The 24,171-nt window shown below is 45.9% G+C and carries 23 protein-coding genes and 1 pseudogene; 22 read left to right on the forward strand and 2 right to left on the reverse strand.

Translation table 11 applies throughout. The features are described from left to right. Positions 1 to 546 precede the first annotated feature (546 nt). The 14 genes and pseudogenes from ABHN01_RS18850 to ABHN01_RS18915 all read left to right on the forward strand — a co-directional run bounded on the left by ABHN01_RS18850 (position 547) and on the right by ABHN01_RS18915 (position 13,969). Entirely contained in the window at positions 547 to 1,557 is a 1,011-nt protein-coding gene (locus ABHN01_RS18850; RefSeq protein ID WP_429876784.1) for a LacI family DNA-binding transcriptional regulator, read from the forward strand. Between the two features lie 118 nt (positions 1,558 to 1,675). Continuing rightward, positions 1,676 to 2,440 (forward strand): sugar phosphate isomerase/epimerase family protein, encoded by a 765-nt coding sequence (locus ABHN01_RS18855; protein ID WP_429876785.1) that lies wholly within the window; start codon positions 1,676 to 1,678, stop codon positions 2,438 to 2,440. Positions 2,441 to 2,471: 31 nt separating this feature from the next. Beyond that, entirely contained in the window at positions 2,472 to 3,773 is a 1,302-nt protein-coding gene (locus tag ABHN01_RS18860; RefSeq protein ID WP_429876786.1) for an extracellular solute-binding protein, read from the forward strand. A gap of 70 nt (positions 3,774 to 3,843) precedes the next feature. Then, complete coding sequence (locus tag ABHN01_RS18865; protein ID WP_429876787.1) at positions 3,844 to 4,791, forward strand: carbohydrate ABC transporter permease; 948 nt, start codon at positions 3,844 to 3,846, stop codon at positions 4,789 to 4,791. Continuing rightward, complete coding sequence (locus tag ABHN01_RS18870) at positions 4,788 to 5,609, forward strand: carbohydrate ABC transporter permease (RefSeq protein ID WP_429876788.1); 822 nt, start codon at positions 4,788 to 4,790, stop codon at positions 5,607 to 5,609. Before ABHN01_RS18865 ends, ABHN01_RS18870 begins: the two co-directional genes overlap by 4 nt. A 19-nt stretch (positions 5,610 to 5,628) precedes the next feature. Further along, positions 5,629 to 6,732 carry a Gfo/Idh/MocA family protein gene (locus tag ABHN01_RS18875; RefSeq protein WP_429876789.1) on the forward strand — a complete coding sequence of 368 codons (1,104 nt, stop codon included), beginning with the start codon at positions 5,629 to 5,631 and terminating at the stop codon, positions 6,730 to 6,732. Next, entirely contained in the window at positions 6,729 to 7,781 is a 1,053-nt protein-coding gene (locus ABHN01_RS18880) for a Gfo/Idh/MocA family protein (RefSeq protein WP_429876790.1), read from the forward strand. The genes ABHN01_RS18875 and ABHN01_RS18880 overlap by 4 nt, the downstream gene beginning before the upstream one ends. 439 nt (positions 7,782 to 8,220) lie before the next feature. Then, complete coding sequence (locus ABHN01_RS18885; protein ID WP_429876791.1) at positions 8,221 to 8,685, forward strand: hypothetical protein; 465 nt, start codon at positions 8,221 to 8,223, stop codon at positions 8,683 to 8,685. A gap of 83 nt (positions 8,686 to 8,768) precedes the next feature. Next, positions 8,769 to 9,149 carry a PaaI family thioesterase gene (locus ABHN01_RS18890; protein WP_429876792.1) on the forward strand — a complete coding sequence of 127 codons (381 nt, stop codon included), beginning with the start codon at positions 8,769 to 8,771 and terminating at the stop codon, positions 9,147 to 9,149. Between the two features lie 280 nt (positions 9,150 to 9,429). After that, positions 9,430 to 10,653, forward strand: coding sequence for a CynX/NimT family MFS transporter (locus ABHN01_RS18895; RefSeq protein ID WP_429876839.1), 1,224 nt, complete (start codon positions 9,430 to 9,432; stop codon positions 10,651 to 10,653). 98 nt (positions 10,654 to 10,751) lie between these two features. After that, positions 10,752 to 11,424, forward strand: a pseudogene (locus ABHN01_RS18900) (glutathione-dependent formaldehyde dehydrogenase); the annotation flags it as partial. A gap of 246 nt (positions 11,425 to 11,670) precedes the next feature. Beyond that, on the forward strand, positions 11,671 to 12,441 hold the full coding sequence (locus ABHN01_RS18905) for a DeoR/GlpR family DNA-binding transcription regulator (protein WP_429876793.1): 771 nt from the start codon (positions 11,671 to 11,673) through the stop codon (positions 12,439 to 12,441). Between the two features lie 2 nt (positions 12,442 to 12,443). Further along, positions 12,444 to 13,505 carry an oxidoreductase gene (locus tag ABHN01_RS18910; protein WP_429876794.1) on the forward strand — a complete coding sequence of 354 codons (1,062 nt, stop codon included), beginning with the start codon at positions 12,444 to 12,446 and terminating at the stop codon, positions 13,503 to 13,505. Continuing rightward, positions 13,502 to 13,969 (forward strand): heme-degrading domain-containing protein, encoded by a 468-nt coding sequence (locus ABHN01_RS18915; protein ID WP_429876795.1) that lies wholly within the window; start codon positions 13,502 to 13,504, stop codon positions 13,967 to 13,969. Before ABHN01_RS18910 ends, ABHN01_RS18915 begins: the two co-directional genes overlap by 4 nt. A gap of 287 nt (positions 13,970 to 14,256) precedes the next feature. Here the strand turns inward: ABHN01_RS18915 and ABHN01_RS18920 are convergent, their stop codons facing one another. Further along, a complete protein-coding gene (locus ABHN01_RS18920) occupies positions 14,257 to 14,769 on the reverse strand; it encodes an acyl-CoA thioesterase (RefSeq protein ID WP_429876796.1) in 513 nt (170 codons plus the stop codon). A gap of 364 nt (positions 14,770 to 15,133) precedes the next feature. Here ABHN01_RS18920 and ABHN01_RS18925 point away from each other — a divergent pair, with 364 nt between their 5' ends. Both ABHN01_RS18925 and ABHN01_RS18930 read left to right on the forward strand, forming a co-directional pair. Beyond that, positions 15,134 to 15,454: an ArsR/SmtB family transcription factor gene (locus ABHN01_RS18925; RefSeq protein WP_429876797.1), complete on the forward strand. Its 321-nt coding sequence runs from the start codon at positions 15,134 to 15,136 to the stop codon at positions 15,452 to 15,454. Positions 15,455 to 15,466: 12 nt separating this feature from the next. Next, positions 15,467 to 17,623: a heavy metal translocating P-type ATPase gene (locus ABHN01_RS18930; protein WP_429876798.1), complete on the forward strand. Its 2,157-nt coding sequence runs from the start codon at positions 15,467 to 15,469 to the stop codon at positions 17,621 to 17,623. A 254-nt stretch (positions 17,624 to 17,877) separates the two neighbouring features. On the opposite strand, the gene ABHN01_RS18935 is transcribed toward ABHN01_RS18930, so the two are convergent. After that, on the reverse strand, positions 17,878 to 18,750 hold the full coding sequence (locus ABHN01_RS18935; RefSeq protein ID WP_429876799.1) for an AraC family transcriptional regulator: 873 nt from the start codon (positions 18,748 to 18,750) through the stop codon (positions 17,878 to 17,880). A gap of 283 nt (positions 18,751 to 19,033) precedes the next feature. Between ABHN01_RS18935 and ABHN01_RS18940 the strand changes: the two genes are divergently transcribed. The 6 genes from ABHN01_RS18940 (at position 19,034) to ABHN01_RS18965 (ending at position 24,138) form a co-directional block, all read left to right on the forward strand. Beyond that, positions 19,034 to 19,285, forward strand: a complete 252-nt coding sequence (locus ABHN01_RS18940) for a hypothetical protein (RefSeq protein WP_429876800.1) — start codon at positions 19,034 to 19,036, stop codon at positions 19,283 to 19,285. Next, positions 19,210 to 19,944 (forward strand): phytanoyl-CoA dioxygenase family protein, encoded by a 735-nt coding sequence (locus ABHN01_RS18945; RefSeq protein ID WP_429876801.1) that lies wholly within the window; start codon positions 19,210 to 19,212, stop codon positions 19,942 to 19,944. Before ABHN01_RS18940 ends, ABHN01_RS18945 begins: the two co-directional genes overlap by 76 nt. Positions 19,945 to 20,105: 161 nt before the next feature. After that, entirely contained in the window at positions 20,106 to 20,678 is a 573-nt protein-coding gene (locus tag ABHN01_RS18950) for a GNAT family N-acetyltransferase (RefSeq protein WP_429876802.1), read from the forward strand. Positions 20,679 to 21,000: 322 nt separating this feature from the next. Continuing rightward, complete coding sequence (locus ABHN01_RS18955; RefSeq protein WP_429876803.1) at positions 21,001 to 21,975, forward strand: nuclease-related domain-containing protein; 975 nt, start codon at positions 21,001 to 21,003, stop codon at positions 21,973 to 21,975. Positions 21,976 to 22,216: 241 nt separating this feature from the next. Next, positions 22,217 to 23,173: a Gfo/Idh/MocA family protein gene (locus ABHN01_RS18960; protein ID WP_429876804.1), complete on the forward strand. Its 957-nt coding sequence runs from the start codon at positions 22,217 to 22,219 to the stop codon at positions 23,171 to 23,173. Then, positions 23,170 to 24,138 (forward strand): Gfo/Idh/MocA family protein, encoded by a 969-nt coding sequence (locus ABHN01_RS18965; protein WP_429876805.1) that lies wholly within the window; start codon positions 23,170 to 23,172, stop codon positions 24,136 to 24,138. Before ABHN01_RS18960 ends, ABHN01_RS18965 begins: the two co-directional genes overlap by 4 nt. Positions 24,139 to 24,171 lie beyond the last annotated feature (33 nt).

Here is a 24,171-nt window from a genome sequence, read left to right on the forward strand (position 1 = left end):
AAAATGATGTGTTTTGCGAGTAATAGTGTCAGAACGGTGAGTAAAGTCCGAATTTCCGTGAGTAAAGGTGCTAAAATGGTGAGTAAAATCTGAAGTTTCGTGAGTAATGGCATAAAAAACCAACTGGAAAGATATGATAGTCACAATGATAGTGGTGAAGCAGGAATTAATGAAGAACGATGTAGAACAAATTTGGCCGCTTGAGTGCCGTACTTGGTTTGCTCGGTGTTCGCTCTATAGTAACAGGAGTAAGGCCTGAGGTTGCCCGGAGTGTGGTTCAGCTCGGAATGGATCTATCCTTAATACAAATCTATGGAACGGTACAGCAAGCATTGCGTGAATTTGGTGTAAAAAAATAGATTCGAAGGTTTTCAAATAATCAAGTGACAGCGCCAGCTTTTGTAGATGACTACAAAAGCTGGCTTTTTTAATCTCGTTTTAAATGATATAAAAATTATCTTGCAATTCAGATAAATGCAGTTATACTAAATGTAACCGATTTCATTATGAGTTGAATGTAAACTTTGTAGTATAGGGGATGCACCAATGGTAAAGATGAGCGATGTTGCAGAAAAGGCGAATGTTTCGAAGGCTACCGTCTCAAGAGTACTGAGAAACCCGGAAGCTGTGAAAAAGGATACGCGGGATAAGGTACTGGCGATCATTGAGCAGATGAATTACCAGCCGAATATATTGGCGAGGCATTTCAGAAGAAGCCAGACGAATACGATCCTGGTGGTTGTTCCAAACATCATGAATACCGTGTTTTCCCATATTCTTGGCGGAATCGAGCATGCAGCGGGTGAGAATGGATACCGTGTGCTGCTCGCAAACACGAATAAGCAGGTGGAAAAGGAATATGAGTACCTCGACCATCTGAAACAGCGGCAAGTCGATGGAATGATACTTTTGTCTGCAAGAATGGATAAAAATGTGTTAGCTGAAGTGATGGAACAGTTCCCGGTCGTTCTTACCGCTGACTATCTGGAGGGAGTTGCCATTCCAACGGTAACCATCGACAATGTGAGCAGCGCCCGAACGGCGACTGAGCATCTTATCAACATGGGCCATTCCCGCATCGCTCATATTACCGGTCCGCTTCATCTTTTAGTCAGTCAGGACCGCCTGAAGGGATATCGCCAAGCGTTGCTGCAGAACGGCCTGGCGTTTGACAACATTTTAATTCAGGAAGGTGATTTTTCCCATGAATCCGGTTATAACCAGATGACCAAGCTGATGGCGCTTGAAAAGCCGCCAACCGCCGTGTTTTCGGCGAACGATGAAATGGCTACTGGTGTAATAAAGGCTGCGAAAGAAAATGGACTTTCCGTCCCCGGGGATCTTGCTGTCGTTGGATTTGATAACATCAAGCTATCAGCGATTTACGATCCTGGAATCACTACGATTGCACAGCCAACGTTTGAGATGGGGAAAAAAGCGATGGAACTGCTGCTTGAGCAGATAAACGGCATTGAGATGGGAAAGAGGCAGCATGTGCTCGAGAACGAATTAATCATTCGGGAGTCCTGCGGCGCAAATTTTCAAAAAAACGGTTAGTTATGTAATGGGTTACATTTTAGTACAGGCAATAACCTTTAAATTTAAAGGTTTATCGTGACTCAAAAATGTAACCGATTACATTTTAAAAATATAAGTTTAAAAGGAGAGGTTTTTCATGTCAAATCGCATACCCGTTGCACTGCAGATGTACACGTTAAGAAACGAAACAGAAAAAGATTTCATCGGAACATTGAAAAAGGTCGCGGATATTGGGTACGAAGGCGTAGAGTTTGCGGGTTATGGCGGCCTCCAGGCTTCAGAGCTGAAAAAGGTGCTGGATGATCTCGGGCTAAAGGCGGCATCCAGTCATGTGCCGTTGACTACACTGGAATCCGAGTTGAACTCAGTCATCGAGTATCAGCACATCCTTGGAAACAAACATATCGTATGTCCTTACCTTCCGCCGGAACGACGCACTGAACAGGATTACCGCCAGCTTGTATCCATTCTAAATTCTGTCGGGGAAACGTGCCATAAAGAAGGACTAACATTCGCATACCATAACCACGATTTTGAACTTCAACCAATGTCTGATGGCCGAAAGCCGCTTGAGCTGCTGCTTGAAGAAACCCATCCTGACTGGGTGAAAGCGGAGTTTGATGTGTACTGGCTTACAAAAGCGGGAGAAGACCCGGTCAAGTGGCTTGAGAAATACGAGGGAAGAACACCGCTTGTCCATTTAAAGGACATGACAGCCGACGGCGAACAGTTCTTTGCTGAACTCGGTACAGGCGGCGTAGATTTAACGCCGATTTTAAACAAAGGAGAATCATCCAGCGTCAACTGGTGGATCGTTGAGCAGGACCAAAGCCGCCGCTCACCGCTTGAAAGCATCGAGATCAGTTTTCAATACCTCAACAAGAACTACATAACGGCGTGACCATCATTAAATGAGAGAAGAGGGGATAGCTGTGAAAAAAGCAGGGTTGATGCTGACCATTGTCTGTGTTCTATTGTTAACAGCATGCGGGTTGAACGGAGGAGGTTCAAAGGAATCAGCTTCCAGCAGCGGTTCAGGTTCCAAAGGCGGTAAAAAGACGCTGGAGTTCTGGCAGATTGATCCGGGTGAAAAGGAAAAAGTGTATCAGGAAGCTGTGGCACGTTTTGAGAAGAAGCATCCGGATGTGAACGTGAAATTCTTGACGATTCCAAACGATGCCTACAAACAGAAGCTTTCTGTTGCCATGTCGGGCAACCGTGCTCCGGACGTATTTGTCAGCTGGGGCGGAGGCTGGCTCAAGAACTTTGCGGACCAAGGCAAGGTACTGGATATTACGGCTGATACGGACAAAGAACATTTCAACAAACTGGCTCTCGACAATTCCACGTTTGATAACAAAGTGTACGGATTGCCGCTCGGCTTATCCATTGACGTAGTGTTCTACAACAAAGATATCTTCAAAAAATATGGGTTAACGCCTCCAAAGACCTATGATGAGTGGCTCAAGATCAATGATACGCTCAAGAAAAACGACATTATTCCCCTTGCGTTGGCCAACAAGACCAAATGGCCTGGCGCGTACTATTTAATGAACTTCGCCAGCCGTGTAGGCGGAACGGAATTGTTTGACAGTGCGTTCCATCGTACCGGTAAAGGCTTTGACGATCAGGCATATGTGAAAGCAGGAGAACTCATTCAGGAAATGGTGAAGAAGAAAGCGTTCAACTCCGGCTTTAATGGTATTCCTTATGATGAAGGACAAGGCCGTCAGCTCATGTATTCCGGTAAAGCTGCGATGATGGATATGACCATTTCGTTCGTAAACAACATGAAGGAAGAAGCACCTGACTTTGCGAGCAAGCTTGATTTCTTCGTATTCCCGACCGTTAAAGGCGGCAAAGGCGACCAAACGAACTTGGGTGCGTCAGCGAGCCCGGTATGGTCGGTTGCAAAAAACAGCAAAAACCAGAAGCTGGCCACTGAGCTTGCCAAGGAGCTGACCAGTACAGAAACGGCTCAGGCGTATGTAGACCGCACCGGTTCATTAAGTTCGGTGGATAATGTGGTTCCAAAAGATGAAATGACCAAACGTTTTTATGATGTCGTGAAAAATGCGACACACCTCCAGATGCCATATGACCAAACGCTTCCTCCGGAACTTGCAGAGCTTCACAAAGATACGACACAAGCGGTGTTCGGTCTGGATATGACGCCGCAGGAAGCAGCGAAAAAGATGGAGCAAAAAGCGAAGGAAGATTTGAAGAAGGAATAAATGTTGAGGAATCAAAGGGGCATGCTGCCCCTTTGATTCCTTACATGGCAAGACGCTGAGGAGGGATGATGTGGAAACGCAATTAAAAGGAGTACGAACGGCCAATACAGCGGTGCAGCCGGCTGTACGGCCCAAAAGGAAATCAGTGAACAAGTTTGTAACCATCAGTCTGTTTCTGGCACCAGCCATCATCGTGTACGTGTTTTATGTGCTATACCCGATCTTCTCGACCCTGCTCTACAGCTTTTACAAGTGGGACGGTGTGGATGCCGGTACGTATGTTGGACTGCAGAACTATGTCAACCTGTTAAAAGACAACGTGTTTTGGACATCGCTGACGAATAACACGTGGGTCATCCTGACCTCGATATTTGTACAGATTCCGCTGGGGCTGATCATGGCACTTATGCTTCTCGCGCCGATCCGGGGCATTCGGCTGTTCAGCGGGGTTTATTTCTTCCCGTTCTTAATTTCCACGGTAGCCGTTGGATTGCTGTGGGTACTCATGCTCGATCCTTTGAACGGCATCATCAACAAGCTCGTAAGTGTGTTCGGTTTTGAAAATGTCGAGTGGCTCAGCCAGTCCCATACGGCCATGTTTGCAGTATTGCTGGTCATCGTCTGGCAGTTCTCGCCATTTTATATGATTCTGTTTAAAGCGGCGATCGTCGGCATCCCTGAAGAGCTGTATGAAGCGGCAGAGATTGACGGGGCGAATGCGTTCACAAAGTTTTTCCGGATCACCTTGCCGTTGTTAATGCCTACCATCGTGAGTTCATCCATCCTGGCCATCGTCGGATCGCTGAAGGCGTTTGATATTTTCTATGTGATGACGGGCGGCGGGCCAAACCATGGAACCGAGCTGCTTGGGACGTACATGTTCAAGCAGGCGTTCGTGAACTTTAACATGGGCTATGCCAGCGCCATTGCATTCGTTATGTTTTTCCTAGCGATGATCGTGACCATCCTCATTCAGGCACTTGATTTTTACCGGAAAAAGAAAGGAGCCTACGCATGAATTTAGCGATAAAAAAAGTCCCTCTGTATGTGATTGCCCTTATCCTGCTTGTGTTCACAGGCTATCCCTTTCTTTATATGATTTCCACCAGCTTAAAGAGCCGGACCGAGTTCTTCGAAAAGCCGTATTCTCTTTTTTCTTCCTTTACACTTGAAAACTTTAAGAGTGTGTTCGAGATGGGATTGTCCCGTTATTTCCTGAACAGCATCCTCGTATCGGTCATCGCTGTGTTTGCGGTTATGCTCATCGCTGCATTGGCGAGCTATCCGTTAAGCCGAATGAAGTTTAAGCTGAACCGCGTCGTGTTCCTGCTGTTTATTGCGGGAATGATGCTGCCCATTCATGCGACCTTGATTCCCGTCTTCAAACTCTCACAAAGCATGGGGCTGTATGATACGGTCTGGGCGCTTCTCGGGCCATATATCGCGTCCAGTCTGCCGATCTCCATCTTTATCCTGACTCAGTTCATGCAAGAAATTCCGGCCTCATTGGAGGAAGCGGCAAAGATTGACGGGTGCAGCCACTTCGGCATTTTCTGGCGCGTCATCTTGCCGATGCTGACGCCTGCATTAATGACCGTACTCATCTATAACTTTATTCATCTTTGGAACGAATTTATTTTTGCCCTCGTCCTGATCTCGAGTCCTGAAAATATGACCCTGCCGCTCGGACTGCAGGATTTTAAAGGAGAATTTTCAGTGAACATACCGGGCTTGATGGCGGCCCTCACCCTCGCCAGCTTGCCGATCCTGGTTGTCTACCTTTTCTCACAGGAAAAAGTCGTCAAGGGCTTGGCTGGAGGAGCAGTGAAAGAGTAAGGAAAAGGAGAGAGACATCTTGAAAAAGATCAAGGTTGGACTGATTGGCTGTGGCGTCATCAGTGATATTTATTTGAAGAACTGTCGCAGTTTTGAGCATTTGGAGGTGGTCGCCGTTGCCGATCTGGAGCAGGTGCGGGCAGAACAGAAGTCGAAGGAGTATGGCATTCCTTTTGTTCTCTCTGTCGATGAACTGATTCACCATGAAGAAATTGATATTGTCCTGAACCTGACCCCTCCTGGCGGCCATTACGCTCTGTGTTTACAGGCACTTAATGCCGGTAAGCATGTGTATGTGGAAAAGCCGCTGAGTGTTTCGCTTGAAGAGGGAAAGGCATTGATCGAGACGGCCAGTAAGAAGGGTCTGTTGATTGGTGCAGCACCTGATACGTTGCTTGGAGCCGGGCTGCAGACGTGCAGAGCGCTCATAGAAGAAGGTGCAATCGGACAGCCGGTTTCGGCTACAGCCTTTATGCTGAAGCGCGGGCCGGAGCATTGGCATCCGAATCCTGCGTTCTTTTACGAGGCGGGCGGAGGTCCGATGTACGATATGGGGCCTTATTATTTAACGGCATTCATTAGCCTTATGGGTTCGGTGAAGCGGGTGACCGCATCCGCCGGCATTCCTTTTTTGGAACGAACCATCATGACTGGAGAGGATCAAGGAAAGAAAATTCCGGTGCATACACCGACCCATATTTCCGGCAATGTTGAATTTGAAAGCGGGGCGATCGGCACCATCATTACAAGCTTTGATGTGCAGGCGACCCAGACACCTTTTATCGAAATCTACGGTACGGAAGGAACGATCTCCGTTCCGGATCCCAACACCTTTGATGGCCCTGTGCTTTTGAATCGCAAGGGCTCTGATGAATGGGTGGAGCAGGAGCTCGTGTCAGATGCTGTGGAGAACCTGCGAGGACTTGGGATCACCGATATGGCGGACGCACTACTGAATGGCCGGCCGCACCTTGCGTCAGGAGATCTTGCTTATCATGTGCTGGAAATCATGCACGGGTTTCACGAATCGTCGTCTCTTGGCAAGCATTATGAGATGCATAGCTCGTACAGCAGGCCTGCAGTGGTCAAACAAACGTTAATTTCAGGAGGTAATGAGAGATGAGTACATTAAGAGTCGGAGTGATCGGCTGCGGCAGTATCGCAAGAAAACGCCACCTGCCAGAATATGAAGCCAATGAACACGTGGAAATTGCAGCGGTTTGTGATTTGATTCCTGAAAGAGTGGAGGAAACCGCCCAGCAGTATGGAGCTGCGAGCTATACGGAATATGAAGAACTGTTGAAAAATCCGGATATCGATGCCATCAGTGTGTGTCTGCCCAACTACCTGCATGCCCCCGTCACCATCGCGGCATTACAGGCAGGCAAGCATGTGCTCTGCGAAAAGCCGATGGCCACGTCCAAAGAAGAAGCAGAGGCCATGAACCAAGCGGCACAGGAAAGCGGCAAAACCTTGATGATTGCTCATAACCAGCGCTTTGTTGCCTCTCATGTCAAAGCGAAGCAGCTCATCGACAGCGGCGAGATCGGTAAAACCTACAGCTTCCGTACGACCTTCGGGCATCCCGGACCGGAACGATGGAGCATCGATGGCCGAAACAGCTGGTTCTTTGATAAGGAAAAAGCATTTATCGGCGCGATGGGTGACCTTGGCGTCCACAAAACCGACCTCATGCGCTACCTGCTCGGAGAGATCATCGAGGTGGGTTCCTTCATTGATACAAGTGCGAAGGAGAATACAGACGTAGATGACAACGCGGTTTGTATTTTAAAAACCGATAAGGGTGTGATCGGCACCCTGGCGGCCAGCTGGTCCTACGTGTCAGGCGGCGATAACTCCACGGTCATCTACGGCGAAAAAGGTATACTCCGCCTGGAGGATGATCCAAATTATTCGCTCGTCGTTCAATACCAGACCGGCGAAACCGTTAACTACGTACTGGAACGGATCCAGTCCAACGAAAAAGGCGGCCAAACCCAGTCGCATGTCATCGACCACTTTACCGATTGTGTTTTGAATGGCCAGCCCCCGTTGATTACCGGAGAAGAAGGGATGAAGTCTCTGGATGTCATCCTGGCTGCAATCGAGTCGAACGAGACGAAGCAGATTGTGAAGGTTGGGGTAAGTGAGGGGAAAGCGGCAGTTAAGTAAAATAATGATGTCCGGGCCTGCATGACAATGCAGGTCGTTTTTTATGTCTGGTGTTAATTTGCGTAATTGATATGTTTTGTGAGTAATTGAATAAAAACAGTGAGTAAAGTCTGAATTTCCGTGAGTAAAGGTGCTAAAACGGTGAGTAAAGTCATAATTTCCGTGAGTAATACAATTAAACTTTTATGAGTATGACGTGTTTTGCAAGTAAATCGTGTCGAATCGCAAGTAAAGTCCAAGTTTTTGAAAGTAACGCATGCAAAATTGTAAGTAATGAGGGGATTTCCGCAAGTAAAGCAAGCCAAATTGCAAGTAACGGCTGACCGAAGAATGATTTACTAGACTAATCACTATTAAAATCTCAAAATCACTACTAAATGGCTACGAGTTTACATAGGATTGAAAGAGAAAAGATTATTGGCAGAGTACGGAGGGATGTATGGGTAAAAGACAGCCTTTCATCATTTTCCTAGCAACGATCGTGACGGGTTTATATGTTGGTTTTCAAGTGAATGACGCGCTGAACGCAAAATACGCGCAATCGGCCTCGGTTTCAAAATACTTAGAACAAGAGGAGAAGCCCTATGATTCAGCCAGCCGGCATAGGGAAGCCAGGATCAAGATGAAAAAGGAGATTGAATCAGCGTTTGATACGTATATGTCCTACAATTTTGGGAGCGTAAACAGGTATCATGATGTTCTGGATACTGAGGCCATTATCGCGAAGGAAGAGAGGTTTTTTATCATCCAGTCCAAAAAAGCCGCCTATGATCAACAGGTGAAAAGCTTTTTTAACGTAAGCCTTGAGCACTTCAGGGGGACAGAAAGTGGCAGCCGGGTGAACCAGGTCTGGCTGGTCGACAGGGACTTCACGGTTCTTGAGAAGTATAGGGTGGACGATTGAAATACGGATACTGTCATTTTTGACAGCCTTTCTTATGGAGTTCTATACTTTTACTAATGATAGAAGAGGCAGGAGGGGTGTTCATGTTCATAAAGCAAGCGTTTGATGAATTTTTGGATCTGGAGTATGAAAGAGTGGACCGGAAAACAGTGAAGGTGCGCTTACCTGTAAAACCACTGTATCGCAATAGTGTGGGAGTCGTACATGGGGGCATTATCTCATCATTGGCGGATGTAGCCATGTGCAATACGATTGAACCGAATGAAAACAATCAGCAAAAGGTGGTAACGGTCGATCTTAATGTCTCCTTTTTAAAAGGAGGAACAGGGGATTATTTAGTTGCCCATGCCCAGGTTGTTAAAGAGGGCCGAACACTGACCCATGCTGAATGCCAAATCTTTAATGATCAAGATGTAATGGTTGCTAAAGCAAGTGCTGTGCTTTTTAATGTTCACGGGACATGACCATTCCCGGTTACCATCCTTTACCTTTATCCCTGTAAAGGATGGGGATTTCTGTTATAATAAACGTATGACGCTTTTTCAGATCAGCTGCATTGTGAATAAATTGGCTGACTACATAGTGCCAGACCCCCACACCGAGCAACGTTTGTGGAGGAGTCGGGCATTTTCTTATTCATCTGCCTATTTGGAAAGCAGGACTGTGTTTTTCAGGATTTTTCATCATGAAAGAAAGTTGCATCATGAATTTTGAGGAGGAAACCACGTGAGTTCAAAAAAACAAATGTTGCATGATCAAGCCGTTTCTAAGCCAGGATTATGGCTGCTCATCCTGGGCATTATATTTGCGGGTGCTAATCTAAGGGCACCTTTAACCTGTGTTGGTCCGATCATCGAAATCATTCGTAATCATACTGGAATGTCGAATACATTAGCGGGAATGCTGACTACGCTGCCCTTGCTTGCCTTTGCCCTGATCTCACCGATAGCCCCAAGACTGGCCCGCCGGTTTGGGTTGGAGCATACGCTTTTTGGAGCCTTGCTTTTATTAGGCGCGGGTATTCTTTTACGCTCAGTTCCTTATACAGATGCTTTGTTCAGCGGGACTGTTTTGCTTGGAGTTGCCATCGCGGTATGTAACGTATTATTGCCAAGCTTAATAAAAAGAGAGTTTCCTAACAAAGTGGGGTTGATGACAGGCACCTATTCCGTTTCCATGAATATGTGGGCTGCGATTGCTTCTGGTGTAAGTATTCCGATTACGAAAGGATTGGGGTACGGCTGGCGCTTTGCCCTCGTATGCTGGGCGCTTATCTCACTCGTATCCATTATTGTTTGGATCCCTCAGCTGCTTCAAAAACAGCATGTTCCCAATTCTTCTTCTTCAGGGACTGGCCTTTGGGGTTCCGGGCTTGCCTGGAAGGTGACCTTGTTTATGGGGCTGCAATCCACTGTGTTTTATGCCATTATTACGTGGCTTCCTGTCATTTTGCATCAACAGGGAATCAACCCGACAAAAGCGGGATGGCTTTTGTCATTAACTCAATTTGCAAGCCTTCCTCCTACGTTTATTGTGCCGATTTTAGCAGGCCGGAGTGCGAACCAGCGCAAATTAGTAACATTCACTGTCATCTTTTTGCTCTTGGGATATGCCGGCATCCTTAGTGGAGTGACTGTGCTGGCACCCATTTATGTCATACTGATTGGTATTGCCATTGGTTCCGGGTTCGGCCTTGCGACCATGTTTTTTGTTCTGCGGACGCACAATGCTCAACAAGCTGCAGAGCTTTCGGGTATGGCACAATCTGTCGGGTATCTGCTGGCTGCAGTGGGACCAGCTCTTTTTGGTTACCTGCATGATCAGACCCACAGCTGGAACATTCCACTGATCCTATTAGCCGTTGCGGCGGTCCTCCTTTATATTGTTGGGATGGGTGCAGGCAGCAACCGCTTTGTATCAGCGGAAAATGAAAATAACACCGCTCCCCTTGAACAGAAGGCCCTATAAGCAATATGAAAAAAGCCGTCTAGAACCCTTGCCTGGCAATGGTTTTAGACGGCTTTTTAAATACCGGTTATTTCTGTTCCAGATTGACCGCCGTATTGGCGTCGGTCATCCACACATTGCACGGGAACTTTACTCCTTTTAAACTCCCGGATAACTGTGAGGTCGAGGACGAAAAATTAGTACTGCTGGCGGATGCCGCTTCAACCGCTTACTGGAGTGTTGATCATGCCGGGGTCAAACCAGGAGACACGGTGATCGTCGTAGGATGCGGACCAGTCGGACTTCTGACGCAGAAGTTTGCATGGTACAAAGGCGCCAAAAGGGGCATTGCGGTCGATTATATCAACTACCGTTTGGCGCACGCAAAAAAGGCGAATAAAGTGGAGACCATCAACTTCGAGGATTATGAGAATGTTGGTGATCATTTAAAAGAGATTACCCAAGGGGGTGTAACGGCCTCCGTAATCACCGGTAACCTGAATGGTTCCCGCTTTACGTACCGCTTGGCATGCAATGAAGAAAACCTCCCAATGCACCGCCATGCAGCACGGTTTCCCATTAGGGGACATCTTCCAAAGAAACGTCGATATCAAAACGGGACAGGCACCTGTTATTCCGTATATGCCTTTTCTTTATAATCTTGTTACGGAAGGCAAGGTCGATATTGGGGACGTAGTTACCCATGTCCTCCCATTGGATCAAGCAAAGCACGGATACGAGGTTTTTGACACAAGGACAGAGGATTGCATTAAGGTTGTTCTTAAACCATAAGAAAGCTCATGAAGAAAGGCCGCCAAACTGGCCTTTTTTGCATTCATGAATCTGTATCTTCTCAACAAACCTGTTCTCTTATATACAAAACTTCTTTTTGCTCTTCCAGACAAAAACCAACTTACTCAAGTTGGTTTTTTATTACACTGAATTTAAGTAAAATACTTATAATATTAAAAGATTATAAGCGTTTTACTTGTTAAGTTTACGGGATGGTTTATCCTTAATAGGCAAGGGAGTGACATTATGGCGCAAAAACGGCGTTTGGAAAAAATTTTGGATTGGCTACAAGTACATCATGAAATTAATGCTGAAGACATAATCACTCAATTTAACGTTTCACGCGATACGGCAAGGCGGGATCTTGTAAAACTGGAGGAAGAAGGGAAAATTCTCCGAGTGAAGGGAGGAGCGGTTCTGGCATCGCAAAGTACAGCACTCTCTCCCTATCGTGACAGGGGAATGCCCAAATACAAAGAAGAAGAGATTGCCAGAAAAGCTGCTGCCTATGTAAGGGAACATGACCATATTTTTTTCGATACTTCAACCACTGTAGAACTGACGGCCCGTCTGATGGCGAATAAAGAAATCACCGCAGTAACCAATTCGATCGATATCTTCCAGATTCTTAGTGAGAGAGACGGGTATATAACCTACTTGACCGGCGGGAAATTCAATAAGTTTCACCGCAATTTCACTAGCTTCCATACGGCAGGGGAGGTTACAAAATATAAGACCGATGTTTTATTTCTCGGAGCTTGCGGTTTAGGCATGGAGGGACTCACTTCTCCCGATGAAGGGGAAGCCTATGTGAAAAAGAGCATGATCCAATCGGCAAAAAAAGTCATTCTGCTTGCCGATCACACAAAATTTAACAAGGAATTTCTTCATCAGGTTTGTGATTTATCCCAGATTGATCTTATTATTACAGATCAAACTCCACCTAAACAAATGGAGCAAAAATTAAGGTCACTTCATATCGAACTTATGGTCACTGAAAAAGAGAGAGGAAGATAGGAATGGATATAATGAAAACGGGTCTGATTGGTTACGGATTTTCTGGAGCTACATTTCATGCCCCTTTTTTACAAGCGTTAGAGCAGTATGAGATTGTTAAAGTAATGTCTTCAGATCCGGAAAAGGTTCAGAAAGACTTAGGGAATGTGGAAGTTGTGGATGAACTTGAAAGTATCATGGAAGATCCTGATATTGAATTAGTTGTCATTACCACACCGAATGTTCTGCATTATGAAATGGCAAAAAAAAGCCTTCAGCACAACAAGCATGTCATTGTGGAAAAACCGATGGTCATCGATCCTGACGAGGCAGAGGAGCTCATCGCGTTAGCCAGGGAAAATAACCGGATGCTGAGTGTCTATCAAAACAGAAGATGGGATAATGATTTTCTAACGATATGCAAGCTGCTTTCTGAGGACACGTTAGGTGAAATCGTAGAATATGAAGCCCATTTCGACCGTTACAGACCCGAAGTTCGTGATCGTTGGAGAGAGAAGCCTGGAAAAGGTGCGGGAATGCTGTATGATCTGGGCTCCCACTTAATTGATCAGGCCATTTTCTTATTCGGGGAGCCAGAATTCGTCACGGCTAATGTATTTGCTCAAAGAAAGAATTCCGCAACAGATGATTATTTCCACATTATCATGGGATACGAAAACCTGAGGGTCATTTTGCATTCAGGCTCCATTGTCGTCGATCAGGGGCCGCGTTATAAAGTACACGGAAGCAAGGGAAGCTTCATTAAATATGGAATAGACGGACAAGAAGACGCGCTAAAAGCAGGAAAAGTTCCTGGAAGCAACGAGTGGGGACGCGATAAAGAGGAATGGTTCGGAAAGTTGACATTAAGCCGCGAGGGGCAACAGGTGGAGGAGATTATAGAAACGGTACCAGGCAATTATGCCGCTTATTATGAACAGGTGTATGAGCACATCAAGGAAGGAAAGGCTTGTCCCGTAAGCGGGGAAGATGGTTTAAAAACGATTCGCGTCATACATGCCGCCCTTCAAAGCAGCCGTGAAAAGAAAACCGTTTTTTTCAACAGGAAGGGATTATTGGGATGAAAGTCAGCGAAAAACTAACGGAAACGCTAAATCAGGAACAAGAATTGCAATTTGATGAATTTACAAATGGTACAGCCCTAAAATTAGGCCTGAAACTCATCGAGCTTGCCAAACAAGGAAATAAGTCAATAGCCGTCGACATTATGAAAAATGGGCAACGATTATTTTATCATGCCATGGATGGCACAAGTCCGGACCAGGAGCATTGGATCCGAAGAAAATCGAATGTAGTCAACCGGCATTTTCATAGCTCTTTTTATGTAAAGTTATACAATGAATCTAAAAATCGTTCTTATTTTGATGCGTATTCCGTTAATCCTGAAGAGTATGCAGTGCACGGAGGATCCTTTCCGCTCATCATCAAAAACACTGGAGTGATTGGCACGATCACAGTTTCCGGATTGTCCCAAGAAGAAGATCATCAGCTGATCGTTGATGGCCTGCGGAGCATGCTGCACCTTTAAATTCTTTATCTGCATATTTCAGAGCTCACAAGCTATCCTATAAAAGGATATGAGCGGACAAATGGAAACATATGAAAGTCACTGTCCATTATACGCTTCGTCTTAAACCTTTGACCAACGATACTTCCGATAATGTAAAACAATACGTTCGATAGTCGTCTGTAAACTTTATCAGGATCCGCGTTTTAAGCCTCTTCTGCTAGGAAGGTGGCTTTTTTCATTAAATAGCATAAGAAAAAGCCGCCCGGATGGCAGCTTAAGATACAAAAGTTGCTTAGTAACCCTTTTCACCAAGGCAGACCGGTGCCAAAATCCTTTGCCAGGCTGCCGGTTTCCTTTCTTCTTCTCTTGCGGTTTTCTGCTCTCGCTGCTGCTGTATTAAACAACTGTTTTTCCACATCCGTTTCCGGGACCACCTGGGGAACGGGTGTGGGCTTTCCGTTTTCGTCGATGGCCACCATCGTTAAAAAGGAAAGGGCACATACATTTCGATCGCCTGTTAATAAATCCTCAGCGATCACCTTGACGAATACTTCCATCGAGGTCCGTCCGGTATACGTTACAAATGCCTCAAGGCAAACCGCACTCGCTTCTGAAATGGGATGGAGGAAATCGACAGAATCAGTCGAAGCGGTTACTATGTTTCTTCGTGAATGACGCATGGAAGAGATGGAGGCTATATCATCTATATATGCCATCAGCTTCCCTCCAAAAAGGGTTCCATTATTATTGGTATCTGAAGGCAAAACTTTACTGGTTTTTACAACAAATGAATCCCTGCATTTCTTTTCAGTTGTCATATTGACACACCCTTCTATTTTTCTTAACACCCTGGTCTTTCATGATTTTTCCCTGTTCATAGGTTTTTTTCAGCGATCACACATAGCTGCTCATCATCCATATGTAAATCAAGTTCATTCGGTTTGTCATTGCTTTCGTCTGGCAAACGTATCAACTCCTTTCTTCGTCACAAGTATTAACATTAGTTGGCTGATTCAATCAAAATGAATAATAATCCTAAACCGGTGCCAGGCACCGCAATTACACACATGTGTAATGCGGGTGCCTGGCACCGTATAAAAATCTTTTGACACATATATTAGGTATTGCTAATATGATGTGTAACCATACATTAGTTTTTACTAATATGAGTGGGGGGAATAGATGGAAACCGTTAATCTAGACACAAAGGTGAAATTTCTTCGTGGTTTCGCTGATAAAACAAGGATTCAAATATTAGAGACATTGATGGATCAGGAAAAAACGGTCTCTCAGATCGTAGAAGATATCAACGGGAATCAATCCAACATATCCCAGCACTTGGCCTGTTTGAAAGGGTGCGGCATTATCTCTGGGAGACAGCAAGGAAGGTACTGCTATTACAGCATCCGTAACGAACAGATACGTGAACTGCTCACGATGTTTAACGTACTTCTTGCCGACGTTCAAAATGATGTTGCCAGTTGTGACAGTCATATAGATTAGGAGTGATCCAGCATGTCAGAACAATGCTGCAGTACAGGTGAGAGCCAGGTGAAGAAGCAAGGTTATATGGCAGAGCCGATTTCTCTTAAGACCTACACGGTTGAAGGCATGGACTGCGGAAATTGTGCTAAAAGTATCGAAAATCATTTAAACCTGCATTCTTCTGTTCAACATGTACATGTCAATTTTTCAACGGGAAAAATGAAAATTGAACATACCAATCTTCCGGAAGAAATTGTTTCAGAAGTTTCCAAGATTGGGTTTAAAGCGACTTTGGATACAGGCCGTACATCCAGTCAGCCTGTACAAAAGAAAAATGATAACGGTTTGCTGCTTCTTTCGGGACTATTCATTGCATTTGGTTTTGCCGGTTCCTATACCGGTGTATCCGCACTGATGTCCTCGATGCTCTATGCTGCGGCCATGATTCTGAGCGGCTATAAACCAGTGAAAAGTGCATATTATTCGATTAGGAGCCGTTCCTTAGACATGAATGTACTCATGTCAGCGGCAGCGATTGGAGCAGCTTTCATCGGGGAGTGGCTGGAAGGGTCAACCGTCGTTTGGTTATTCTCTCTGGGCAACGTTTTACAGAATAAATCCACCGAGCAAACGAGAAAATCGATCAGGAACCTCATGGATTTAGCTCCTCCTAAAGCGTGGGTGCAAGAAGGGTCGGAGGTGGTAAAAAAGCCCGTCGAGGAAATTTCCATTGGCGAGGTCATCATAGTCAAGCCAGGTGATAAGATTCCCTTGGATGGAGACGTAATGCAGGGAGAATCCACCGTTAACCAGGCTCCAATTACGGGTGAGTCCATCCCTGTCGATAAACGGCCTGGGGACAGCGTATATGAAGGCACCATTAACGAACACGGGACGCTTGAAGTACAGGTGACCAAGCTCGTCGAAGATACGACGATTTCAAAAATCATTCACTTGGTTGAAGAAGCCCAGGAGAAGAAAGCACCCGCTGAAGCCTTTATTGATAAATTTGCAGGGATTTATACCCCGATCGTTTTTGGACTGGCGTTGCTTCTTATGGTCCTCCCGCCATTATTGGCGTTTGGATCGTGGGGTGAATGGTTTTATAAAGGGCTTGAATTATTGGTGATCGCTTGTCCGTGTGCGCTGGTGATTTCTACTCCAGTGGCCATTGTGTCGGCGATCGGGAATGCTGCAAAGAACGGAATCTTGATTAAAGGTGGAACGTTCTTGGAAAAAGCGGGTACCGTTACAGCGATTGCGTTTGATAAAACAGGAACCCTGACCGAGGGGAAACCAAAAGTATCGAAGGTTGAAGTGCTGGCCGGTACGGAAGAGGAACTGTTATCCATCGCCTTCACATTAGAGAATTATTCCACTCACCCCATAGCTAAAGCCATAGTGGACTATGCGAGGATACAAGGGATTCCTCCAAGAGACGGCGAGCTGTACAGGGCGATTGTTGGGAAAGGCGTTCAAGCCGCCATTAACGGGGTGAACTATTACGCAGGCAACCTGACGCTGTTTAGAGAAATGGCCGTGCCGCTGGATCCAATCACGCAAAATGTAGTGGAGCTGCAGAACCAAGGGAAAACCATTGTGATCATCGGTACGGAACAAAAGGTCCTCGGTTTGATCGCGGTGTCAGATATGCTGCGAGGATCCACCATCTCTGCTTTACAATCCTTAAAAGAAAAAGGAATACGCGAGACCGTCATGCTAACGGGAGATAATGAAGGCACCGCTAAGAAGATCGCGTCTGAAGCGAACGTGAGCCGTTGCTTTTCTCAATTATTGCCGGAAGATAAAGTGACCGCGATCAAGAAGCTGCAAAGCGAAGGCTACAAGGTGGCCATGGTCGGTGATGGCATTAATGATGCCCCTGCACTTGCCGCTGCCGATCTGGGGATCGCGATGGGCGGAGCGGGGACGGATACTGCCATGGAGACCGCAGATATTGTGTTAATGGCCGATAATCTTGAAAAGCTGCCGCATACGATGAGATTTAGTAAAAATGCGTTATCCATCATTAAGCAAAACATATGGTTCTCCATTATCATAAAAGCCATTGCCCTAGGATTGATCTTCCCCGGCTTGCTCACGCTGTGGATGGCCGTATTAAGCGATACAGGCGCCGCATTGATCGTTATTTTAAACGCTTTGAGGCTGTTGAAGGATGGGGATTGAATCTAAAACCGGTGCCAGGCACCTCGGATCATTGGCCATAACAAAAGTAAATGGCATGCTGGGTAAGGGAAGTGATTAATGGCAGCTGGGGCCCGAGTGAGTGCGGAATAATGGAGACAAGTGCTCGCTTCTGAAATCGTGGAAACCTATCAAAAAATGGTCAATGGCGTCGCTTTGGAAGTTTCTTAAAAAATGGATACCAATTTGAGCAATAGTTTTATAAGCTGAAGAGGGCTGCCGAAAAAGGCAGCCCTCTATTTATGGTAAAACAACTTCTCCATATGCTTCTGCTTAAAACGCTTAGGCGACTGTCCCGTAAACTTCTTAAACAGCATCGTGAAGTAGTTCGGGTTGTCATATCCGACCAGCTGGGCGACTTCTCTTATCTTCAGGTTCGTTGAAACAAGCAGCCGTTTCGCTTCGCCCATCCTTCTTGTGATGAGGTAGTGGATCGGCGAGAGGTTCTTTTCCTCTTTAAACACATGTGAAAGGTAGTAGGGACTGATAAAGAAGGCTTCTGCCAAGTCTTCTAAAGAAAGGCTCCTTGTATAGTGTTTATCGATATATTCTTTTATTCGGTGAGAGAGGGAGTCGTTCTTTTCTGTTGATGTGTCTTGATGATGCAGATGGATGATGCGGTGAATGACGGTTATGAGTGACGTGAGCAGGTGCTGGCAGATCATCTCGTCCCCTTCTGCTTGAAGGGCCGCCTCATCAAAAATCTCGGACAAGTATGTTTCAATTTTAGAAGAATATTTATTACGGCGAATGACCGGATTGATGCCGGAGGGTATGACATGCAGATCCTTTAAGCCTTCGATGGACAGGTTGGTGATGCCGCAAAAATACGTTTTTAGCGGATGATCAGGGTTAGACCATTCTTCGTGGAGGACGTCTTTATTGTAGACCAGAATGTCTCCTTTTGATGCTTCGTACGTTACTCCATCAATAATGAACGTCCCTTTTCCATCACAGATATAGACAATTTCACTGAGGTTATCATGCTTATGGCTTGAAAATTTCCAATGCGGATTATTGCTGATCTGCCCTGCATATAAAAGATGCGGGGCTTTTTGGATGTTTAAGGTTTCTGGGCCATCGGCACTCTGGTTCATGGAAAACTTCATTTGAAGACCCCCCGGTGGATTGATGCTCCTTTAAGTGTATAAGATTTACCGCCTGATCACCATAGTGGACAGCAAGATATGATAGTTTTTACTAAAAATAAGCAAGAAATTGATGGTGCATGAATGAAAACGCCATCAGCCGGGTTATTCACGGCCATTTTACGGAGCGAAACCACAAGATATCTTAGTTTTAGGAGAAGGACAGCAACATCGTTTATTGTATTGATTTGCTGTGAGCTCTAACATGGAACCAATCAAAGGTACTATAAAAGGAGGAAGTTATATGAACCAGAAGCTGAATAATATTCTTGAGATTGCTGTTCCGCTGAATGAGAGGAAAAATAATGAGCCGCTGCGTGTCTTGAGTGAGGAGGATTGGAAGTTCTGGAAGGAGAACGGCTATGTGATCATTCGTGATGCAGTTCCGAAAGACCATATATATCGACTGGCGAGGCTGATTTGGAAGAGAAGAATCCGGATGATTCCTCCACATGGTATACGGCGGCACGGCGCGAAATCCAGATGGAGGAATTGAAGAATACCGGCATGGTAGAGCTGTACAACCATCAATACTTATGGGACAACCGCATGTATCCAAAGGTGTACGATGCTTTCGTCGATATTTGGGGAACGGAAAAATTGTGGGCGAGCATTGACCGCTGCAACCTCAATCTCCCGATGAAGCCAGGGCACGAGTATAACAGCTTTATTCACTGGGACGTAGACACTTCGGTCGATCCGATTCCGGTAAACGTTCAGGGCGTTCTCTCACTCGTTGATACGGATGTGGATATGGGAGGATTCCAATGTATTCCTGAACTTTATCGTGACTTTGATGAATGGGTAAAAGATCAGCCGGCCGACCGCGATCCGCACAAGCCGGATACGGCGGGCTACACACCGACAAAAGTCGTGACCAAAGCGGGGGATTTACTTATCTTCAACAGCATGCAGCCGCATGGAATCCGTCCCAACTATTCAGATAAGCCGCGTCTCGCCCAATATATCTCCATGTTCCCGGCGCAAGAGGAGAATGAGCCGCTCATTGCTACGCGAGTAGAGTCATGGAAAGAGAGAATTCCTCCGAGTGGCAAAGCCTTTCCTGGCGATCCCCGCAACCTGGAGCATGAGAAGTATGAGACCGCTCAGCTGACAGAACTAGGGGAGAAGCTGTTGGGGTTGAAGAAGTGGTAGCTTGGTAGACTGCTCTTTTTTGAGGTGCCCTCTTTTAAATGCCACTTTGGGGGTGCCACGGTTTTACACACTTGTGTAATCGCGGTGCCTGGCACCCGCCAATATGTTCCTTTTTAATCCCGTTTAGCCTATAATGGTTAAAAATAGAAGGGGGCTATATTATGGGAGAGCTGCAGACCGAGAGATTATTGTTGAGGGCGTGGAAGGAGTCAGACGTCAAAGACTTGTACGAATACGCGAAAAGTGAGTTGGTGGGCCCGAATGCCGGCTGGAAACCTCATAAAGATGAGGAAGAAAGCAAAGAGATCATCCAAATGTTCATGGAAAGCAATGACGTGGTGTATGCCATTGAACTGCTCTCTGAAAACAAGGTCATCGGCAGTATTGGTCTGCATGATCGAAAGCCCGATGTAAGCCTTTCCCATTACAAGCAAAAGGAGATCGGATATGTGCTCAATCCAGCTTATTGGGGAAAAGGATATGTCCCTGAAGCCGTACACCGGGTGATTCAGCATGGTTTTGAAGATCTCGATCTAGATATTGTATGGTGCGGACATTTTGATTTTAATCATAATTCCAAGCGGGTCAATGAGAAATGCGGATTCAACTACCGTTTTAGTGAAAAAAAGAAATTGGACCGGTTGGATGGGCGTGAAGTCACCAGCTTGTATTATAATATTTTGAAGTCTGAGTATGAGGATCGCTTAAATTTAAAGGCATCAAACACCGTTTAAAGAGTGTGATAGAAAAACACCGTGACAACGGTGTTTTTTATTTGGCGAAAGTGCTGGGAGTGATGTACTGCCAATTGATTTTATGAAAATGATGTGTTCTGTGAGTAATGGCAGAGAAACCGTGAGTAAAGTCAAAGTTTCCGTGAGTATATCGTGTCGAACCGCGAGTAAATAGAGCATTTCTGCAAGAAAGGCATGTCGAATCGAAAGTAATCACAGTCAAATGCAACACCCTTTTCCGGCAATTAATTTTGCATCATATGAAGGAAAAACTAGCATACAGTTCGAATGTTTACCTAGTAAACAAGGGAGTTGATCGATATTGATTGTAAAACAACGAAAAGTACCTATTGTCATACGCAAACTGGAAGCTTTACTGAGAAGGCTGCCTCCAGAGCACCCGAAACGGCCGATAATTTCTGATCATCTGGCAAGACGTATGGCTGGTTACAAAGGCGAGCTTGCTCTTGACTATCACCTTAAGTTTCTCCACAAGAAAAACTGCCACATTCTGCATGACCTTCGGCTTAAAGATGGCGATTACTTTTTCCAGATTGATACCCTCATCCTTTCCCCTAGCTACATTCTCATTTTAGAAGTGAAAAATATCTCAGGAACACTTGTCTTTGATCCCAATTTTACACAGCTCATTCGTGTGTCGGGTGAAAAAGAAGAAGGCTTTCCTGACCCGATATTGCAGGTTGAACGGCAAGGTACACAACTCCAGGAATGGCTTTCTAATCACAAACTCCCCAAGGTTCCCATAGAAAGGCTTGTAATCATCAGTAACCCCAACACTGTCATTAAAAACACTCTTTTAAAGCTGGATCCCGCCACGGCTAAGCACGTCATCCACAGTGCAAATCTCCCCTCAAAAATAAAAAGGTATGAAAAAAAGCATGCCATCGAGCAGTTAAACCCCCAGCAATTAAAAAAGCTCTCCCGTAAACTCGTCAACAGCCACATTCCAGATGATCCTCAAATTCTCCAGAAATTCCAGCTTTCTTCAAAAGAAATTTTAACTGGTGTCGTATGCCCGGAATGTTTTATGCTCCCCATGCACCGAATGAATGCTAAGTGGGTATGTACAAAATGCGGATCGTTCTCAAAAGATGCTCACGTGGCAGCCATCATGGATTATAAACTTCTTTTTGGACTTTTAATTACCAACTGCCAGCTCAGATCCTTCCTGCATTTGCCCTCAATTTCTGTTTCCACTCGCATTCTCCAATCCATGAATCTCGCATCCACTGGAACCTATCGAAATCGAACCTATGTGATGAAAATAGAAGATTGATGTTACTTGAGGTTGTGAAAATGATGTGTTCTGTGAGTAATGGCAGAGAAACCGCGAGTAAAGTCAAAGTTTCCGTTAGTAAATCGTGTCGAACCGCGAGTAATACTTCGGTTTCCGTGAGTAACGCCAAGAAACCTGCAAGTAATCTCCCAAACAGGTAACAAAAAACATGCAGGTCTCTTATCATGGCATAGGGAATCTATAAAACATACTGATTTTTGCTATGAGAGGAGTGCCTGCTGTGAAAATTGTTATTTTAGGATACGGCTTTATCGGAGACATTCACCTGAACGCCTACCGGCAGATGAACGATGTAGAAGTGGCGGGGATTTATTCGACGACCCGAACCGGCGATCTACAGGGAATTCCCTTTTATAACGATCTGGAGCGATGTCTGGAGATTGCGGATGTGGTTGATGTCTGCCTTCCTACTTTTATGCACCGGGATGTTTTTGAAAAAGCGGTGGAGAGGGGGAAGCATGTTTTTCTTGAAAAACCGATGGCGCATACGGATGAAGACTGCCAGCGCATGTTGGAGCTTGAAGAGCAGAGCAGCTCAAAAGTGATGGTCGGACAGGTGCTGCGCTATTTTCCAGAATACCGCAAGCTTAAGGAGAGCATTGATCCTGATAAGCCGGCTTCCACACTGCTTTCACGGCGCTCCCAATTGCCGGTGAGTGCAAAAAACTGGTCGCTTGACCGAAGGAATAGCGGCGGGGTTATCCTGGACCTCAGCCTTCATGATATTGACTTTGCACGATGGGCGTTCGGCCCGGTCACTCGGGTTTATGCCCAAACTGATCCCGATCATTATTATGCCCTCATCACGCTGCGTCACGAAAATGGTTCGATCAGCCGTATTGAAGGCAGCTGGCGGTATGATGGCGGATTTGCACAGGAAGCGGATATCGCACAGGAGAATGATTTGTTGACGTTTAACAGCCAAGAAATTCATCCGCTCATGGTTCACCGGAAGGTTTCCCTTAAAAAAGATTCCACTGAAGTTCCTCCTGTTCTGCTGCGGGATGATCCTTGGTATCTTGAACTGAGAGATTTTGTTGATAGTATCCGAAACGATGGGCCGGTTCCCGTTACGCTGCAGGATGCTTATGAAAGTACGAAAATTGCACTGCTTGCCTTGCAATCTGCTCATGAAAAACGACCGATTTCCTTAGCGAAGGAGCTGAACAAACGATGAGAATCTCCATTTTATCAGCCGCCCATGTCCATCTGGATACGTTCGCGTCTGCCGTGAAGCTTTGCCCGGGCACGGAGTTGGCGGGTATCTTTGACGATGATGCTCATCGCGGAAAGAAGAAAGCGGCAGAGCATTCCACCATTTGTTATGACAATTTGCGAGAGGCATTGGACGAGTGCGACGCGGTGATCGTCTGCTCGGAGAACACCAAGCATGAAGAACTGGTACTGGCGGCATTGGAAGAGTACAAGCACGTCCTTTGTGAAAAACCATTGGCTGTATCAACTAAAAGTGCCTTACTCATGGCTAAAAAGGCGGTCGAGCAGGATGCTGTTCTGGCCACTGCTTTTCCGTTGCGTTTTAATACGCCGGCCGTCCAAATGAAACGGATCATCGATCAAAAACAAATCGGTGACATTTTGGCTTTTCATGGGAAGAACCCGGGTCAGTGCCCGAAAGGCTGGTTTATCGATAAGAACTTGTCCGGCGGGGGTGCGCTGATGGATCACATTGTTCATCTCGCGGATCTGATGAGATGGCTGACTGGGGCCGAAGTGACACGGGTCTATGCGGAGGCCGATTCGTTCCTGGTTCCGTGCATTACTATAGATGATGTCGGCCACGTGCAGCTGGAGTTTGATAATGGAATCATCGCCGACATCGATCCGAGCTGGTCGCGGCCTGAGGGGTATCCGACGTGGGGAGGCATAGATCTGCGGGCCACAGGAACGGAAGGAGCGATCGACTTAAAGGCGTATGCCCAGAACATCATCCAGCATAACAGTACAAAAACGCTTCACCATAACTTTGGTGATTTTGAATACCTTCACATGCTGAATGCGTTTGTTGAGACGATCCATAAAAATCCGACGGAGCTGGCCGATGCCTGGGACGGGGTGGCGGCAACAAAGATCGTCGAAGCGGCGTATCTTTCGGCGAAGGAGCATGAAGCTGTAAAGATCTAATATAATATACTTTGGGTTGGCTGGAGGAGCAAA

The sequence above is a fragment of the Fictibacillus sp. NRS-1165 genome (genome assembly GCF_050468105.1).
GTDB classification, from domain to species: domain Bacteria; phylum Bacillota; class Bacilli; order Bacillales; family Fictibacillaceae; genus Fictibacillus_C; species Fictibacillus_C terrinigri.